This window comes from Cystobacter fuscus, assembly GCF_002305875.1.
GTDB classification, from domain to species: Bacteria; Myxococcota; Myxococcia; order Myxococcales; family Myxococcaceae; genus Cystobacter; species Cystobacter fuscus_A.
On the sequence record NZ_CP022098.1, the window covers coordinates 9,616,071 to 9,633,458 of the forward strand.

The 17,388-nt window shown below is 66.2% G+C and carries 13 protein-coding genes and 1 pseudogene; 7 read left to right on the forward strand and 7 right to left on the reverse strand.

The window, feature by feature from the left end:
- Positions 1-236: 236 nt before the first annotated feature.
- On the reverse strand, positions 237-1,550 hold the full coding sequence (locus tag CYFUS_RS38845; protein WP_232537064.1) for a hypothetical protein: 1,314 nt from the start codon (positions 1,548-1,550) through the stop codon (positions 237-239).
- Positions 1,551-2,240: 690 nt separating this feature from the next.
- Between CYFUS_RS38845 and CYFUS_RS54145 the strand changes: the two are divergent.
- Positions 2,241-3,197, forward strand: a pseudogene (locus CYFUS_RS54145) (transposase); the annotation flags it as partial.
- 34 nt (positions 3,198-3,231) lie between these two features.
- Here CYFUS_RS54145 and CYFUS_RS38855 read toward each other — a convergent pair.
- Both CYFUS_RS38855 and CYFUS_RS38860 read right to left on the reverse strand, forming a co-directional pair.
- Positions 3,232-3,684, reverse strand: coding sequence for a class I SAM-dependent methyltransferase (locus CYFUS_RS38855; protein ID WP_095989794.1), 453 nt, complete (start codon positions 3,682-3,684; stop codon positions 3,232-3,234).
- Positions 3,681-4,430 (reverse strand): PIG-L deacetylase family protein, encoded by a 750-nt coding sequence (locus CYFUS_RS38860; protein ID WP_198316294.1) that lies wholly within the window; start codon positions 4,428-4,430, stop codon positions 3,681-3,683. Before CYFUS_RS38860 ends, CYFUS_RS38855 begins: the two co-directional genes overlap by 4 nt.
- A 485-nt stretch (positions 4,431-4,915) precedes the next feature.
- Here CYFUS_RS38860 and CYFUS_RS38865 point away from each other — a divergent pair, with 485 nt between their 5' ends.
- Positions 4,916-6,715, forward strand: a complete 1,800-nt coding sequence (locus tag CYFUS_RS38865) for an amidohydrolase (protein ID WP_002632396.1) — start codon at positions 4,916-4,918, stop codon at positions 6,713-6,715.
- A gap of 22 nt (positions 6,716-6,737) precedes the next feature.
- Here the strand turns inward: CYFUS_RS38865 and CYFUS_RS38870 are convergent, their stop codons facing one another.
- The 3 genes from CYFUS_RS38870 to CYFUS_RS38880 are packed head-to-tail and all read right to left on the reverse strand — an operon-like array spanning position 6,738 to position 9,673.
- Positions 6,738-7,685, reverse strand: a complete 948-nt coding sequence (locus tag CYFUS_RS38870; RefSeq protein ID WP_081713719.1) for a LysR family transcriptional regulator — start codon at positions 7,683-7,685, stop codon at positions 6,738-6,740.
- Positions 7,686-7,714: 29 nt separating this feature from the next.
- Positions 7,715-8,764 (reverse strand): hypothetical protein, encoded by a 1,050-nt coding sequence (locus CYFUS_RS38875; RefSeq protein WP_002632398.1) that lies wholly within the window; start codon positions 8,762-8,764, stop codon positions 7,715-7,717.
- A gap of 12 nt (positions 8,765-8,776) precedes the next feature.
- Complete coding sequence (locus CYFUS_RS38880) at positions 8,777-9,673, reverse strand: alpha-amylase family glycosyl hydrolase (protein ID WP_232537065.1); 897 nt, start codon at positions 9,671-9,673, stop codon at positions 8,777-8,779.
- A 216-nt stretch (positions 9,674-9,889) separates the two neighbouring features.
- Between CYFUS_RS38880 and CYFUS_RS38885 the strand changes: the two genes are divergently transcribed.
- The 4 genes from CYFUS_RS38885 (at position 9,890) to CYFUS_RS38905 (ending at position 14,342) form a co-directional block, all read left to right on the forward strand.
- The gene (locus CYFUS_RS38885; protein WP_095989795.1) at positions 9,890-11,062 is read left to right on the forward strand and encodes an acyltransferase family protein; all 1,173 of its coding nucleotides are present in this window, start codon (positions 9,890-9,892) and stop codon (positions 11,060-11,062) included.
- Positions 11,063-11,068: 6 nt separating this feature from the next.
- Entirely contained in the window at positions 11,069-12,241 is a 1,173-nt protein-coding gene (locus CYFUS_RS38890; RefSeq protein ID WP_095989796.1) for a sensor histidine kinase, read from the forward strand.
- Positions 12,238-13,008, forward strand: coding sequence for a LytR/AlgR family response regulator transcription factor (locus CYFUS_RS38895; RefSeq protein ID WP_095989797.1), 771 nt, complete (start codon positions 12,238-12,240; stop codon positions 13,006-13,008). The genes CYFUS_RS38890 and CYFUS_RS38895 overlap by 4 nt, the downstream gene beginning before the upstream one ends.
- Before the next feature lie 692 nt (positions 13,009-13,700).
- Positions 13,701-14,342 carry a hypothetical protein gene (locus CYFUS_RS38905; RefSeq protein ID WP_095989798.1) on the forward strand — a complete coding sequence of 214 codons (642 nt, stop codon included), beginning with the start codon at positions 13,701-13,703 and terminating at the stop codon, positions 14,340-14,342.
- On the opposite strand, the gene tnpC is transcribed toward CYFUS_RS38905, so the two are convergent.
- Positions 14,328-15,827, reverse strand: coding sequence for an IS66 family transposase (tnpC, locus tag CYFUS_RS38910; RefSeq protein WP_095991971.1), 1,500 nt, complete (start codon positions 15,825-15,827; stop codon positions 14,328-14,330). The two genes, CYFUS_RS38905 and tnpC, sit on opposite strands and share 15 nt — an antisense overlap.
- 321 nt (positions 15,828-16,148) lie before the next feature.
- Between tnpC and CYFUS_RS38915 the strand changes: the two genes are divergently transcribed.
- Complete coding sequence (locus CYFUS_RS38915; protein ID WP_157758911.1) at positions 16,149-17,279, forward strand: DUF4209 domain-containing protein; 1,131 nt, start codon at positions 16,149-16,151, stop codon at positions 17,277-17,279.
- The last annotated feature ends 109 nt before the right edge of the window (positions 17,280-17,388 follow it).

The following is a 17,388-nucleotide window of genomic DNA, read 5'->3' on the forward strand; positions in this document are numbered from 1 at the left end:
CGTTCTACCAGTTGGCCCCAGTGCTGGCGCACGGCTCGGCGGCACCCGTCAGCGGCTCTCCTCGGCCCCTCCGCACCAGCCCTCACCGTCAACATGGCCTTTATCTCGCCTATACGCCGAGGTTGGCTCCAGGGGACGCCGTCACGTCGGCAGCGAGCTCGGGGAAGCTTGCCGACACAACCGCGAGAGGCACGTCACGTGCTCTGCCATCTCGGGTCCATTCTTGAAACGAGCTCTTACGGGAGCCGGTGGTACAGAGGGAGTCCAGCAGGGGCGGGATAGAGGGAGAACCAGCCGGTATAGGCGACATCGGGGCTGGTGATGATGACCTCGGGCGTCTTGCTGCCGGAGCTGGTGAGCTGGCTCGGGCCCAGACGCCCGAACTGCCCCGCGCTGAGGGCGAACCAGAGGTTCCCCGACTCGTCGAACACAAGCCCGTCCGGAAGCGCGGTGACGGAGAGACCCACCTGCACCGTGGGCGTCACGGTGATGGAGCCGGAGCCCACCTGTTCTCCAGGGGTGAGGCGGGTGAGCGTCCCATTGAAGTTCACCCACAGGTTCCCCGAGACATCAAACGCCAGCCCCGTGGGCGCGCGCAGGGTGCCGATGACGGGCGGCGGAGTCTGCGCCTCGATAACGAGGTCCGGCGAGGCCATGGAGGAGGCCCCGAGGCGGCTCGCGTTGTAGCGGGCCACGCGGTCCGCACCCATGAAGGCGACCCACAGGTTGCCCGCCGAGTCGAACGCGAGTCCCGAGGGGCCCTCGAGCCCGCTGAATTCGACGGAGGGAGTCGGGCTACCGCTGGTGGCGAGCTGTTCCGACGTGTAGCGGACGATCTTGTTGTTGAAGACCACGGACACCCAGAGGTTCCCGCTCGCATCGAAGGCGAGCGCGCGGGCTCGGGGGAAGCCGCCCTCCAGGGGGCCATCCGTGAGGGAGATGTCCGCCGTCTTCCGGCCCGAGGTTCCCAGCGCGGAGGCGGGGAGCCGGAGCACCGGCGGATCCGCCGCCGTTGCACCCACCACCCACAGGTTGCCCTCGCGATCGAACGCGGAGCCCTCCGCGCCAGCCGTGGTGGCCGCCACCGTGGCGGCCGGGCTCCCACTGGTGCCCAGCACGTCCGCGGAGAACCCGAGCAGCGGTGCGCTCCCGCCCGAGCCATTGCTCGTCCACAGCTTCCCGCTGCTGCCAATGGGGGCATAGGCCACGGCCACCGTGGTGTTCTGCCCCTCGTGCACGCAGACGGGGTTGGGCGTGGCATCCGCCCGGAAGGCCGTCCTCACGAGGGGGTGGCTGGCGGCGACAATTCCCGCGGTGAGGGTGTAGCTCCCGCTCGTCACGGTCAGCGTCCGCGAGCTGGTGAGCTCCTGGGGGCCTCCCGGTCCGGTGACCGTCACCTTCCCAGGCGTGGAGGCAGGCAGTCCCGTCACATTCACCTGGAGTGTGCCAGAGCCTCCCGTGAGGCACTCAGTGCTCTCACCTCCGGAGCCGCAGGCGCTGAACAGCACTGCGGAGGTCAGCACGGCAAGAACGAGCAACCTGTGCATCATTTCTCCTGGTGAGGATGGAGGCACACTCCACGGCACAAACCGCCTCACCGTCAATGATGGAGGAGTCCCACCAGCTCTCAGGGCGTTGGACGCCCCGCGTCGAGCCTCGCCGAGTCACCCCTACGAGTCGTCTGAACGTTGAGGCTTACGCCACCACAGAGCCAACAGGCCCAGTCCCCTACCGCGCCCCCATGGGAGGGCGGCCTGGGCAGGCTCAGGCGGTCTCGGCGGAAAAAGAAAACCCCGGGTCGCCTGATGGCGCCCGGGGCTTTGCTTCATCCAGTGGAGGCGGCGGGAATCGAACCCGCCGCCGGAGGCGTCCAGAGAAAGCGCTTCAGAGCGGTCGAGAGCGGTTTTCGTAGGAGTTCCAGCCGCTTACGCTGCTCGCTGCTCCGCGCCGACGTGTGTTGAGAGCGCTCCAGCGCGGGTCTGCTGTAGCAATGTAGCAAAGCACGTCGCGTCGGCCCTGGCGGCCCTGGAAGCAGGCAACCCGGCGCGGGCCGCGACCCTCCTGCGCCTTCTACTCTCGTAGGCCTCGCCCCCCACAAGCAGGCAGGGGCTCCGCGAAGACCTGTGGGAGGCGGACGGTAGCGTGTGCCCTGGCGAGGTGTGGCTGGGGAGGGGCAGGTGGGGACGCACGGGTGGGTGTACCGGCGAAGGCAGCCGGAGGGGACGGTGCTGTACGAGGCGGTGAGGGACAACCTGGCCACATTGCTGGCGGAGGCCAGCGAGGTAGGGCGCGGCCTGCCCCGGTACGTGGAGCGGGACTTCGCCAAGTACCTGGAATGCGGAGTGCTGGCGCACGGCTTCGCGCGGGTGCGCTGCGAGAGTTGCAAGGACGAGCTGCTCGTCGCCTTCTCGTGTAAGGGCCGAGGGGTGTGCCCGTCCTGCAACGCGAAGCGGGCGCATGTGACGGCGGTGCATTTGGTGGAGGGGGTGCTGCCGCACGTGCCCTACCGGCAGTGGACGCTGTCCTTTCCGCATCGGGTCCGGTGGGTGCTGCTCAAGGACGTGGGACTGCTCTCGGACGTCCTCACCGTCTTCCTGCGCGCGGTGTTTGCCCTTCAACGCCGAAGGGCACGGCGGCAGGGCCTGCGGGGTGGGCAGGTCGGGGCCGTGTCGTTCATCCAGTTCTTCGGCTCCGCCTTGCAGGTGACGCCGCACTTCCACTCGCTGGTGCCGGACGGCGTCTTCGTGCCGCGGGAGGGCGGCGTGCGCTTCGAGACGTTGCCGCCGCCCACGCAGAGTGAGGTGGAGAGGCTGCTGAGGGTGGTGCGTCATCGGGTGCTGCGCCTGCTGGAGAAAAGAGGGGCCCTGCCCGCGCAAGGACCCGAGGACGCGCTGCAGGCGTACCAGGCGCACTCCCTGCAGCAGCGGCTGCGCTGGGCGGAGGTGGACGTCCGGCCCCCTCCCCGAAAGCAGCCCCGGTGCGCCTTCCTGGAAGGATTCTCCCTGCATGCCAATACGCACCTCCATGCCAATGACAGGCAGGGGCCGGAGCGGCTGTGCCGCTATGGGGCGCGTGGCGCGCTGGCGCTGGAGCGCCTGTCGCGAATGGAGGATGGCCGCATCGCCTACCGCATGAGGCGCCCGCTGCCGGACGGCACCACGCACCTGCTCTTCACCGGGCTGGAATTCTTACGACGTGTGGCGTCCCTCGTACCTCCGCCTCGGGCAAACCTCACGAGGTTTCATGGCGTCTTCGCTCCAGGCGCGAAAGTGCGGCCATTTCTGCTCCCCCAAGCAGGTGCGGAGGAGAGGAGCGTGACGCGCCCCCAGGTAGGTAGTAGCCAAACTCGCCGAGCACCACGAGCTCGAAGGTCCCCTCGGGCCACGAGTCCGGCAGCAGCCGCTGCTCCACCCGAACATGCGGCCAGGGCGCCAGGCGCCTCCGGGCCACGCGCACCGCCGCCTCGCTGCCGTCACCCACCAGCAGGGCGTCACAGCGCGCCGCCAGCTCCGCGCTCAGCTCGCCAATCGAACACCCCGGCTCGAACGCACGCGCATAGCGGGCATGCGGCAACATCGCCAACGTCAGCGCCCGCTTGCGCCGCTCGTACCAGCGCCGCCGGTACTCCCAGGGGTCCTCGCTGTCGGCGTACATGCGCTCGAAGTGCGCCATGGGCACGCTCATGTGAACACCACCTCGAAGGGCCGCATCAACCGCTCGAGCGCGTAAGGGGGCACGATGGGCGGGTTTCCCGTGGTGGAATCCGGCTCCAACTGGCTCACGTACGCCTCCATGGCCCGGCGCTTGAGCGCGAGCGTGGCCTCGTCCAACTCGATGCGCCGCGCCCGGGACCAGGGCACCCGCGTGTCTCCGGGCCGGGCCCAGTGCCACATCCAGATGGGGAACTCCACGCAGCGGCCGTCCAACGCCGCACACGCCCGCGACGCCGCCCGCCCCACCGCCTCATGGTCCGGGTGTCCATCCAGGCGCCACGTGGCCAGCACCACGTCGTCCGGACGAAGCCGCGCGCCCAACCACTCCACCAGCCGCTCCTCGTTCTCGGTGACGGCGCCATCGGGAATCCCCACCCGCTCCACCCGCGCCCCGCCCAGCCCGAGCCGTTGCAGCGCCTCCTGCGTCTCCCGGGGCCGCGTCCGCGCGAGCCGCTCCACCGGCCAGGAGGTGGACCCCGGATGGCTCGCCGTCCCATCCGTGACGGCGAGAACCAACACGTCCCGCCCGAGCCGACCAAGCCGCGCGAGCAGCCCTCCGGTCCCGAGCACCTCGTCATCCGGATGGGGCGCGACGATGACGGCACGCCGGCCCTCGGGCACCAGCAGGGCGGGCTCCAGGGAAGGCAGGACGTCCAGGCCACTCCAGGCCTCCCAGTGCGGGCGTGGTGCTGAACCTGGCGCAGCCGCTGTCAACACGCCCCAACTCCCCTGCCTCTCTCCTCAAGCGAGGGCGGCCAGGGCAGGGGTGTGCCCCAAGGGGTTGCACCGCCCCGTGTACTGGCGCGGCGCGCGGCCTTGCTAGCCCCGGCAGCGGCCCTTCTCGGCCTCTCCGCTCCAGCCCTCACCCTCAACATGGCTTCTATCCCGCCTATACGCCGAGGCGCGATAGAGGGTGGCGGCTCAGCACAACCTGCCGCCGCAGCGTCACTTCTGCGGCGGCAGGCTCTCTCGCAAGTTTACTTGCCGAATGGAAGGCGCGCAGCTGGGCCGAGCGCCTCTGGGGCTGGGCCGCGAGCTTGTTGCCGACCCAGCTCTGAACCGCAGCATGCCCGATAGGCATGCTAGTCCCTACCAACAAGTAGTGTTCCGGGATTTTCTTCCGTACGAGACTCTCACCCAAGGCAGATCACTTGGCCCTCTGCTGGCCTCCCCATGCAACCCTCTGCCGTGAAAAAGGACCCATGTCTGCACTCCGACTCCTGGCTCTCTCGCACCTGTTGCTCGCCGGCCTCCCTGCGCGTGGAGACGAGCTTCGTCCCGGGGCCGATCTGATCGTTTTCAACGCGAAGATCACCACTCAGCACCTGGCGCAGCCGGCGGCTTCCGCGGTCGCGATCAAAAGAGGGCGGATCTACGCAGTGGGCGACGACGCCGAGATCCTCGCCCTCAAGAACAGCAAAACCCAACTGATCGATGCGGAGGGGCATCGCCTGATCCCGGGCCTCAATGAAGCCCACGTCCACGTGCTGAATGAGAACAACTACAACTACAACGTGAGGTGGGACGGGGTTCCCACCTTGAGCCGCGCCCTCGAGATGTTGAAGGAACAGGCCAAAAGAACGCCCAAGGGCCAATGGGTCAAGGTGATCGGGGGTTGGTCGCCGTATCAGTTCAAGGAGAACCGGTTCCCGACCCCGGAGGAGCTGAACGCCGCGGTACCTGACCGGCCGTACATCGTTCAATACGCCTACAACCAGGCGTTCTTGAACGAGTTGGCGATGAAGGAGATCGGCGTGGGAACCCCCAAGTTCCAGATGCCGCCCGGCACGGAGTTCGAGAAAGACAAGCAAGGCAAGTACACCGGCGTCGTGCGAGGGTTCACCTGGACCTTCGTGGCGCTCGAAGCGGTGGTCCCGTTGCCTTCCTTCGAGGAGAAGGTGAACTCGCTCGCCTACGCGATCAACGACTTGAACCGGTTCGGAGTGGTATCAGCGCTGGAGTCCGGCAGCATCATCCCCTACCCGGAAGGGCACAAGCCCATTGAAGCCCTGATCAAGGATCAGCGTTTGAACGTTCGTTTGCCTTTCATGGATCTCCAGCTCGTCGAGCCCGGCGCTTCGATGGTGGACGCCGAGATCGATGCCATCACCCAGAAGTCTCCGACCAGCCCCGGGGACAACACGCACCCAACCCTGGCGCATGGTCACGAATACCAAACCAACGGAGAAGTGCTGAACGCCCAACTCCACGACCATGAGAACTTCGACCGGCCGGCGGTGGTGATCGATCGGGAACTCATGCGAAAGACCGTCGAAGAGGACGTGGGCAAGCTGGTGAAGCGGCGAAGCCCGTTCCGGATGCATGTCAGCTACGACGAGAACATCTCTCCATTCCTGGATGCTCTGGAATCGCTGAACAAGAAAATGCCTTTCGACGGCCTGCGGTGGAGCATCGAGCACGCCGAAACGATCAGCCCGAAAAACATCGAAAGGATCAAGAAACTGGGCGGCGGAATCGCGCTGGACGACAAGATGGCGCTCCACGGAGACGGCTTCATCAAGACCCACGGCCGCGAGGTGGCCCTGCAGACGCCTCGCTTGCGTCAGCTCGTCGACAGCGGGATCCCGCTGGCCATGACCACCGACGGATTCAGGGCTTCTTCTTACAACCCGTGGGTGGCTATCCAGTGGATGGTCACCGGCAAGTCGGTGTCGGGCTCGGAGATCCTGGCCAAGGACAACCGCCTGAGCCGGGAAGAGGCGCTCAAACTCTATACTTTGGGTGCCGCGTGGTTCACCAAGACCGAGAACGAGAGCGGGAGGATCGCGCCGGGCAACCTAGCGGACTTCGCGCTGCTGAGCACCGACTACTTCTCGGTGCCGGAAGGGGAGATCCAGCACATCACTTCCGTGATGACCGTCGTGGACGGGAAGGTCGTGTTCGGTGCGGGCAAATACAGCAAACTCGCTCCGGAACTGCCGAAGATCATCCCGACGTGGTCCCCGATCAAGTACTTCGGCGGCTACTCTGGCGCGAAATGACGAGCTGTTCCGATGAGAGGCGTCAGACGATGAGCAGACCTGCCGCCGGACGAAGCGACTTCAGCTTCACGGCGGCCAGGGTGGCCAGGAAGTCGGTCCCTGCCGAGGACAGCTTGGCTTGATCGTAGATCACCACGACGGGCAGCCTGGGCGGGGCCGGCAGCACCGGACGGAAGTTGAGCCGGCTGCCCGCGAGCTTCGCCATCGTCTCGAAGCCGATCGCGACGCCTTTGCCGGACTCGACGGCCGCGAAGAGACTGGAGATCCCGTCGCACTCCATCACGATGTTCGGCTCCTCGGTGAACCCGGAGAGGATCTTCCGGATCGCCGAATGAGCCTCCGGGTGCTCGCTCTTCGTGAAGGTGATCAGCCCTTCCTTCGCGACTTCGGCCAACGGCACTTGCTTCAGCTTCGCGAAACGGTGCTCTTTGGGGAAAGCCACGGTGACGCCGTAGCTTCCGAGCTCTTTCATCGCCAGCCCCTCGAATGACTGGGGAGCGACGCCGATGGTGATTCCGAGATCCAGCTTCAGATCCCTCACGCCGCGGACGATCCCGTTGCTCGACAGGTCTTTGAGCTCGATCTGGATCGATGGATGCTGCTTGTGGAAAACCCGCATCGCTTGCTTCAGGATTTCCACGGCCGGCGTGGCGGCGAATCCGATCCTCAGGATGGACCGATGCGAAGGCGATTTCCGTCGCACCTTCTCGACGGCGTCTTCGACCCGACGGAGGATGACCTTGCATTCGGCGAGAAACACCTTGCCCGCTTCCGTCAGAGCGATGGAATTGGGATATCGCTCGAGGAGATCGACTCCGAGTTCCTCCTCCAAGTCGCGGATTTGCCGGCTGAGCGCAGGTTGAGAAACATGAAGCAGTTGCGCCGCGCGGGTCACGCTGATCTGCTCGGCAACCGCCGCGAAATACCTCACGTGTCTGAGTTCCATGATCGCAGCATAACCAAAAGGCATGCTAGCGGCACCCAAAGGTATTTACCGGCTCAGCGCGTGAGGGCCATGACGAAGATGCGCTGGCTCTGGGGTGTCTCCTCGCACGTGCCATCCACGGCAGGCACGTAGCCTAGCCCCACCACCCGCACTCCGTATCGGGCGTGGGAGGCCACGGAGTGCACCTTCGGCAGGCACAGCTCCGGGACCATGTCTTTCACGGCGCGCTCCCACTGCTTGCTCCCCGTCCAGGACAGGGCCACCACCGAGTTCGCCTCGCCTCCTGCCACAATCATCCCCAGAGCGTCCGTGGTGATGGCTCTGGGCTGACCGGGGATCTCCCGGGTAGGAATCCCGGTGGCCACCGCGCCGAGCGGCTTGCCTTGGCCCGAGAACCGCACCATGACGAAGTCATCGCCGAGCGGGATGACACTCGTTCCGAAGGTGAAGCCCTCGGAACGGCTCCGGCGTCCCACCACTCCCAGCTGTCCATCCGGAAGCTCCGCGGGATTCTCCTGTCCGAAGATGGGGAGGACGTGCGACCAGAGCGGCTCGAAGGACTCGGACCGCCGGCTGAGCTTGCCGTCTCCCCAGCTCAGCAGCGTGGACTGGCTGACGTGCGTCAGGTACGGCGGAGGAGGATTCACCATCACATCGGTCAGCACCTGGTTCATGGCGTCGCGGCGCTGCATGGAGGGCCACTGGACTCCCGCGCCATGATAGAGGCAGCGCGAGATCCAGAAGTCCTCGCCCGAGGTGGCGACTCCTGTAGGCACGTATTCGATGCCCAGGCTGCGGGTGCAGGCGCCCTGCCCATCCATCAGAAGCAGCCGGTTGGCTTGCTTGCCGTCGAGCACCTCGGCGCAGCCGAAGTCGATGCTGGTGGTGCCATATTCACGCTCCCAGGAGTTGACGATGAGGAAGCCCTCACCCCGGGGATGGACCTCGTAATACCAGGGGAACTCCCCGTTGCGGACGTTGGGCGCGACGCCGGGAGCACGGTGCTGCCACAGCATCTGGCCGTCGGGACTCCACCCCCTCCACTCCAGGGTGGACAGAAAGCGCGTATCGGGCGCGATGTTCAGATCGATCTGCGTGAGCACCCCCGTCTGCTGTCAACACGCCCCAACTCCCCTGCCTCTCTCCTCAAGCGAGGGCGGCCAGGGCAGAGGTGTGCCCCAAGGGGTTGCACCGCCCCGTGTACTGGCGCGGCGCGCGGCCTTGCTAGCCCCGGCAGCGGCCCTTCTCGGCCTCTCCGCTCCAGCCCTCACCCTCAACATGGCTTCTATCCCGCCTATACGCTCCACGTTGTTGTAGTCGAGGTTCGTCCAGATCTCGCCGACACAGAAGTCCGGCTTCATGTCGTCTTGATAGAGCTTCGCGTAGCCGGGGGCATAGCCCTTGGAATAGTCAAAGCGGATGCCGCTGAAGCCCACGCCCTTGAGCCGGCTGGACAGCCAGCTCTTGATGTCCGCCTGGACGGTGGCGTTGCTGTGATCCAGGTCCCGGGCGGCGCTGTAGCCATCTCCCGAGTCCGCGGCGCCCGTGGAGCAATTGCACTCATCGCCAGCGGCGATGGAGTACGTGCCCCAGGTCGGGTTGGTGAAGTCATACCAGCCGGTCGACCCCACACGGTGGTTGATCACCACGTCCGCGACCGACTTGATGCCGGCGTTGGAGAAAGCGGTGATGGCGTTCTTCAGGTCGGTCTCGCTGCCATAGCTGGAGTTGAGGACGTTCAGCTGGCGCGGCAAGTAACCCTGCGTGGAGGCCGCGTCGGAGGGCGGCGGGAGCCACACGTGGGTGAAGCCCATGGCGCCCAGGTCGCTCGCCTTGCCCTGCAGGACGTTGTACCAGTTGGGATTGGCGTAGCTGGCCGAGTTCCAATGGAAACCCTGCACCAGGATGGCCGTGCTGGCCTGGGTCTGCTGGGTGGCCGCGACGGCCTCCCGGGCAGGTACCACACAGGCCAGCGCCAGCGCGGCGTACGACATCCACTTCGAGCGATTCATCTTGTTTCTCATCGGTGGGGGGGTCCGAGGGCGAGGGGTCCCCTTCAACCACTTTCGCCGGGTACGACTTGATTTCCCCACTATCGGTGAAGTCAAGAAGCGGTGCGGCATCCCGGTGATGGCCCGAGACCGGCTTGCGCCGCCCGGAGACCGGCTGGCGACAAGCGCATGGAGCCTGGGAGGACCGGGCCCCATCGTGGCTCTCCAGGAGGGACCATGAACCCGATACCGCGACCCGCCACCGAGCGCCGCCCCGACCTGGACTGGCTCCGGGTGGTGGCGATCCTGCTGCTCCACCTCTTCCACACCGGAATGATGTTCAACTCCTGGGACTGGCACCTGAAGGCCCCCGAGCTCCTGCCCGTCCTGGAGCCCCCCATGGAGTTCCTGCACCACGTGCGCATGCCCCTGCTGATGCTCATCTCGGGCGCGGTCACGGCCATGGCCCTGAGACGGCGGGGGCTCGGGGCGTTCGTGTGGGACCGGACGAAGCGCCTGCTGTGGCCGCTCGTCTTCGGCATCTTCGTCATCGTCCCCCCGCAGATCTACGCCGAGCGCCTCTTCCGGGGCACCTTCCACGGCGGCTACCTGGACTTCTACCCGTCCGTCTTCCAGTTCGTGTCCTACCCCGCGGGCAGCTTCAGCTGGCACCACCTCTGGTTCGTGGCCTACCTCTTCATCTACTGCCTCCTGGCCGCGCCCCTGTTCGCGTGGCTGGAGACAGCGCGAGGCCGGGCCTTCTTCGAGCGCGCCGAGGCGTGGCTCGCGCGGGGCTGGAACCCCTGGCTCCTCTTCCTGCCCCTGGCCCTGGGCCGCATCCTGCTGCGGCGCTTCCCCGAGACGCACGCGCTCACCGACGACCCCAACACCTTCGTCTACTACGGCCAGCTCTTCCTGCTCGGGCACATCCTCGGCCGGGGCTCCCGGCTCCAGGAGCGGCTGGTGGTCATGCGCCACCGTTCCCTGGCAATCTCCGGGGTGCTCTTCGCGCTCATGGTGCCCTCCTTCGAGTACCCCTTCCCCTTCGAGCACCTCGGCACCTACGCCCTCGTGTGGTGCCTGCTGCTCACCGCCCTCGGCTACGCGCGGGCCCACATCCCCACGCGCAGCGCCTGGGTGACGTACGCCCAGGAGCTCGCCTATCCGTTCTACATCTTCCACCAGACCGTCATCGTGCTCGTGGGCTTCGCGCTCCTGCGGCCGGCCGTGGGCCCGTGGACCCGCTTCGGACTGGTGCTCACCCTGTCCTTCCTCGTCACCTGGGCGCTCTGCGAGTGTGTGAAGCGCGTGCCCTGGCTCCGCCCCTGTTTCGGCATGGCGGGCCGGAAGCCGGTGGCGCCAGGTGCGGTTCCCACCCCGAGCCCCCTCGAGGCCAGGTCCGGAGCCTGAGTCCCCATGGAAGCGACCCCCACGCGCCAGCCCGCCCTGGAGTCCCGCCCCTGGCGTTGGCCCGTCCTCCGCGCCCGCGAGGCCCTGGCGCTGCTGGGGTTCGGCGTGGCGGTGGGCCTCTGGCTGGGCAGCACGGTGTGGCTCACGATGAGGGCGGACGGCAGCACCGTCCCCTGGACCCGCCCCTTCCTGTGGGAGCTCACCGGAGCCCTCGCGGCCTTCCCGCTGCTTCCCATGGTCCAGACCGCCATCCTGAATGCCCCGAGCCCTCGTGCCTCCGGGAGGAGCCGTGGCGCGGCCTGGGGGCGGTTCCTCGGCATCCACCTGGGCACCTGGCTGCTCTACACGTCCCTGCACATCCTCTTGATGGTGGGATCGCGGAACCTGCTCTACGCGCTCCTCGGGTGGGGCTCCTACGATTACGGGCACCTGGGCTTCCGGGTGCCCATGGAGGCCCAGAAGGATCTGATCGTCTACGTGCTCGCCTACGCGGGCCTCACCGTCTACGCGGCCTGGAAGGAGCGCCAGGAGAACGCCCTGCGCGAGGCCCGGCTCGAGGGGCAGCTCAAGGCGGCCCAGCTCCGCACGCTCATGGGCCAGCTCAACCCGCACTTCCTCTTCAACGCGCTCAACACCATCAGCTCCGTGATGTACGAGGACTTGGCGAAGACGGACCGGCTCCTGAGCGACCTGGGGCTGCTGCTGCGCGAGAGCCTCGAGCGCGGCACCGGTCCCACCTGGCCACTCGCCGACGAGCGCAAGCACACCGAGCGGTTCCTCGCCCTGATGCAGGCCCGTTTCGGAGAGCGGCTCCGCGTCCGCTGGGAGCTGGAACCCGGCCTGGAGCCCCTCCCCGTCCCCCGCTTCGCGCTCCAGCTCCTGGTGGAGAACGCCCTCAAGCACAACCAGGAGCAGCTCACCGGGCTGGAGGTCCGACTCCGCGCCTGGAGCGAGGGGGGCGCCCTGCTGCTGGAGGTCGAGGACACCGGCCGGGGCCTCGCGCGCCCCTCCCTGGCGACGCACGGCGCCGGCCTGGGCCTCACCGGGCTCCGGCAGGCGCTGGAGCTGCTCCACGGGCCCGAGGGCCACCTGGAGCTGGGAGCGGGCCCCGAGGGTGGCGCCCGCGTCCGCATCCGGGTCCCCGTGACGAGGGCCCGCTCCGAGGAGGCCCTGCCATGACGACGCCCCTCTCCGTGCTGGTGGTGGATGACGAGGCCCCCGCCCGGGCCAAGGTGAAGCGCTTCCTCGCGGACGATGCGCGGTTCACCCTGGCCGGCGAGGCCCAGGACGGCGCCGAGGCGGTGGCACGCATCGAGGCGCTGAAGCCCCACCTGGTGCTGCTCGACATCCAGATGCCGGGGCTCACCGGCTTCGAGGTGCTGGAGACCCTGGGGCCCGAGCACTGCCCCGAGGTCATCTTCTCCACGGCCTATGATCAGTTCGCCCTGAAGGCCTTCGACGCCCACGCCGTGGACTACCTGCTCAAGCCCTACGACGCCGAGCGCTTCCGGAGGGCACTGGACAAGGCGTGGACCCGGCTCGACGAAGGGCGCACGGACACGGAGCGCCTGAAGGCGTTGCTCTCCAGCCTGGAGCCTCCCCGGGAAAAACCCCTGGAGCGCCTGCTGGTGAAGACCGGGGAGGCCTGGGTCGCCCTGCGCGTGGACCGGGTGAGCCGCTTCTCCGCCGAGGACAAGTACGTGCGCGTCTTCTCCGACGAGGGCCAGCACCTGGTGCGCCAGACGCTCAAGCACCTCGAGGAGCGCCTGGATCCGCGGCGCTTCGTGCGCGTCCACCGCAGCGAGCTCGTCAACCTCGACGCCGTGGTCCGGCTGGAGCCCTGGAGCCATGGCGATGGTCTGCTGATGCTCCGGGACGGAGGCTCCGTGGTGCTCAGCCGCACCTACCGCGAGGCCTTCCTGGAGCGCTGGGGCGTGGAGGGATAGGCTCCCTCGAGCCCCGCAAAGACCGCCTCCCTCAAGCGGGGACGGAGGCGGGCCCACAGAAGGAGAGCCTCTGCTTGGCCGCGACGGTGGAGGAGCCGAGGAAGCAGAGGACGGCGCGGGTGGATTGGGCCGGGCTGCTGCGCAGGACGTTCGCACTAGACGTGTTCGCCTGTCCGCGGTGCGGAGGCAGGCGAAAGGTGCTGGCGTATGTGACGGCCCCCGCTGGGGTGCGCTCGATATTGGAGCACCTGGGACTTCCCACGCAGGCTCTGAAGCGGGCCCCGGCCCGGGGACCACCCCAGCGGGCGTGGTGCTGAACCTGGCGCAGCCGCTGTCAACACGCCCCAACTCCCCTGCCTCTCTCCTCAAGCGAGGGCGGCCAGGGCAGGGGTGTGCCCCAAGGGGTTGCACCGCCCCGTGTACTGGCGCGGCGCGCGGCCTTGCTAGCCCCGGCAGCGGCCCTTCTCGGCCTCTCCGCTCCAGCCCTCACCCTCAACATGGCTTCTATCCCGCCTATACGCAAGGCTGGGCTTGCCCCGCTGTAGGCTCCGGGTCACATGGCTGTTAGTGGGCATTCGCCCCTGAGAGGCAGGGGTCGGGCATCTGTCAGGCGGAGCCATTGCACACTGGCAGGACCGGGGCCCGAGTCCAAGTGTCTAGCGATCCGAAGCGGCCGGGCTATCCTGAGGCTTATGACGCGCACTGCAGAGATTCTAGGCTCGGAATTCGACGCTCCTGCTCAGCTGCCAGAGCGGTTGGAGCATTACGAGCCTAAGAGGGGCCTAGCCCTGGCGGCACTGAAGCGTGCGGAGGCAGAGGGCGATTCGGCTGCCGTCGAAGTCATGTACTGGGAGCTGGGCCTGCTCGATTTGTGGCTCTCGCCCGCAAAGGACGTGTCACCCTATTTCGGTGGCACCTATCAGGCCTACGCCGAACACTACCGAATCTCGGAGCGCACGATGGCCTACGGCCTCGAGCGGTCCAAGGAGACGCGAGATATCATCCTCAAGCTTCACTACTTAACCTTTGTTCTACTTCGCTCAGAGCCACGGGGCAAAACGTGGATGGAGCTCCAGCGGGAGCTTCTGACGTCTTACCGCGAGTATGTGAGTGGGTGCCTCCAGGGCAGAAAGAGCGCTCCGGCACACACTATAGGAGTATGGATCGAAGGCGCGCTCTCGGCGGCTGGGCCTCTTATGGCCCGCCCAGGTATCATTAGAAACGATGCGTATGCAGAATGGGCGCAATGGATCTTTGGCTTGGCGGAGGAGTCGCTGACGTTTCCACGAGAGGAGAAGAAGGAGTACGCGTTCACCGGCTCAGGCCGGAGGTAAAGTCTGAGCGGTAGTCGAGAAGGGGAGGAGGGAAGGCAATGGCAGCCCGCGTCGATGTGCATAGAGGAGGTCGGTCAGGAACTCCAGCACGTTGCGTTGTTGCAGGTCGAGTGTCGTCACGGCTGTCAAGATTCGCTCCACGAAGCGACTGCCTTCGGGCGACTGCGTCCCCAAGCTCGTCTTCCTGTACATGACGCAAGGGCGGAGCAGTCTCTCGGCGAAGTTGTTGGTCGGCTCGAGGCCTTCCACCTGGACGAATGTCCACAGGGCCTCCTCGAGCTGGAGAATCTTCGCCGCGGTGCCGGCCGTCTCGTCCTCGGCGCACACCGAGGCCTGTCGGAGCAGACGTCCCACCTCCTGCTCCACCTCGCTCATCCGTCGCGCGAAGTCTTCACGTGACATCGTCCCATCCCGCACCTGGTGCCACCACTTGAACATCCGGTTGCGCTCCTCCATCAGCGCCTGCCCTATTCGGGCGCTTTCTCCTCCCCTGTCGATGAAGCCCTGGAAGTCCCGGGTGAGGTGGCTCCAGCACAGCTGTCGCAGGGCAGTCTCGTACCAGTTGTACGCGCTCCACCGGTCCGTGATGAGAAAGCCCGCGAAATCCTCCCCCAGCAACGCCTTGGCCACTTCGCCGCCATGGCTCGAGGAGATTCGGAAGACGGCTACCAGTGCGGTGGCCGCCAACCACAGCCAGGCACGTCGGTGGTGCCCTTGCACCTTTCCCTCGTACCAGCCCGTCTCATCGAGGTGGGCCGCGTCCTGGTCACGCACGTACTGCTCCGCCTGGGCGACAGGCCCCGACAAGGCTGCGCTCATCTCTTTCTCGCGGTTGCCGATGGCGCCCAGTGACAAGCGCACTCCCAGCAGGTCCGAGAGCGCATCGCGCACCAGCCGCTTGGAGAGTCTGTACTTTCCCACCAGCAGGCACACCATCGCCGACAAGCGCTCGCCAAACACATGTCCGACGGCCTCGGGTGCGAGCGCCCGGTTCAGCGTGCCGCAGTGCGCGCACTCCACCGCGTGGCACCGCACCTCGGTCACCAGCGGCTGGAGCGGTGGTATCTCCACCATCTGGTGCCGGTGCACTTCGCGCTGCCCTCCCTCCAACTTCTCATTACAGCTGTGGCATCGCTCCGGGGCGGGCACCTCGATGACCCGGTTGACCTGCTCCGGCGGCAGCAGCTCCCGCTCGTGGAACTCGTGGCCGGGCTGGCCACCCGCACGGCGCCCCGTGGGCTCTCTGGGGGGGCGTCGCACTCCTGGTGGGTCCGACGACGGCGGCTTGGAGGAATTGGTGGAATTGCGCCTCAGCTGCGCCTCCAACTCCGCCACTCGGCGGGTGAGCGCCTTCACCTGTGCTTCCAGCTCCGCGATGCGGGCATCCCGCGCGGCCACCTGTGCTTCCAGCTCCGCGATGCGGGCATCCCGCGCGGCCACTTGTGCTTCCAGCTCCGCGATGCGGATGCGGGCGTTTCTGGGCATCACCTCCAACATGGAACTGATACACCACGCCTCACGTCACTGCGTCCAGCCCCACTTTCGCGGTCGGCTCTCTCCTGTCCAAACCTCAACCCATCCCACCGCATCCCAAGGTCAGCTCAACTACGTCCAGCAGTCGACGGACTCTCCCATTCGAGTTGCTCATCCCCGTCCGGGCTCATCAACCCGGTGAACGGGTACAAGAAGGAATACCTGCGTTACCGCTGGCTTGCCGACTTCCTTGAGCACCTTACGGAACTGCCAGCCTCCGCAGCGTCCCTAACTCTCCAGATGAGGGCGCTTAGTCTCCTCGGGGAGGCCGCAGTGTTCTACGAGGCTGATCCGCTTGCGGACCGGGGCTCGATCCGCGTGGCTGAGGCCGAGGCCAAACTTCGGAAGCACTGGGGCGAGAAGGGCGACAAGGTCCATGAACGCAAAGTTCGACGGACATTTGATGCAATCGTGCGTCGAGCCGAATTTTTCCAGAAGACGGGTAACGGATCCATCACCGCAGGCGTCTTTCGCGAGGCACGGCAACTTGTTGAGCGTGAGCGACGGTTTTTCACCGCTGACGACATTGCTCGGTTGCAGGGCGCAGAGCAGGCGGCCCTCAATCGGGCTCTAGAGGCGGGGGAGTTCGTTCCCTTCACGGTTTCATTGAAGGTGCCGAGCCAGTTCATGGACTATACGCAAGAGACGCCGGAGAAGACGGCCGTGGAGCTCGCTGAGCAGGCCGTTCGTGAGATTCCTAATCGTAAGGAGATTGCTGAGAACGTGAAGGAGACAAGCGCCCAGACGCCTCTGCTGGCAATGGTCAAACGAACTTTGATTAGCCCAGGGAAGGTGGTAGGCGAGAGCAATTCCTTGCAGACGAACCTAGACCGGGACATCGAGAATCGCGCGATGTCACAGGCTAGCCTATTTGGTGCTGCCGTCAGCATTACGGCGGCGCGCGCAGCGAAAACCGTCGGGCTAACAGAAGAGCATCTGATCATTCCACTCCATCCGCTCGCGTTAGATGAAGACTCGCTTCTATTCATTCGGCGGGGATGCGAACGTCTCATCGCACAGGACTTCATTTCGGCCACGCACATTCTAATCCTGCGGGTTGAGGATGTCCTGCGTCGGCATCTCCGCAGGCTCGGAGTAGACACGACGGAATTCAAGGCGGACGTTGGAGACGGAACATCTCGAACCGACGATGTTCCGTTTGGAAAGCTGATGCGCCTGACGCTTTCGGATGGGCGGACTGTTAAAGATTATCTTGGGAGCGACCTATGGGAGCATCTTGATTCGGTGCTGAATTCTCAGACGGGGCTGAATCTCCGGAACGAGATTGCCCATGGGCTGGCGCGTCCTCAGCATTGCACGGCAGAGTCCGCAGGGATCGCTCTCGCGCTCCTCTATCAGCTGGCCTTTACTGTTTGGCTTGCATCACAATCAGAAACCGATTAGCTGTTGAAAAGCACCAGCAGCTTCCGCTCGGCGAGCGGCCGCTCCACCGTCCCCATCGTACTCAGTGATGTAGACAGCATTCCCGCCCGCATTAATGTTGGAGCATCGT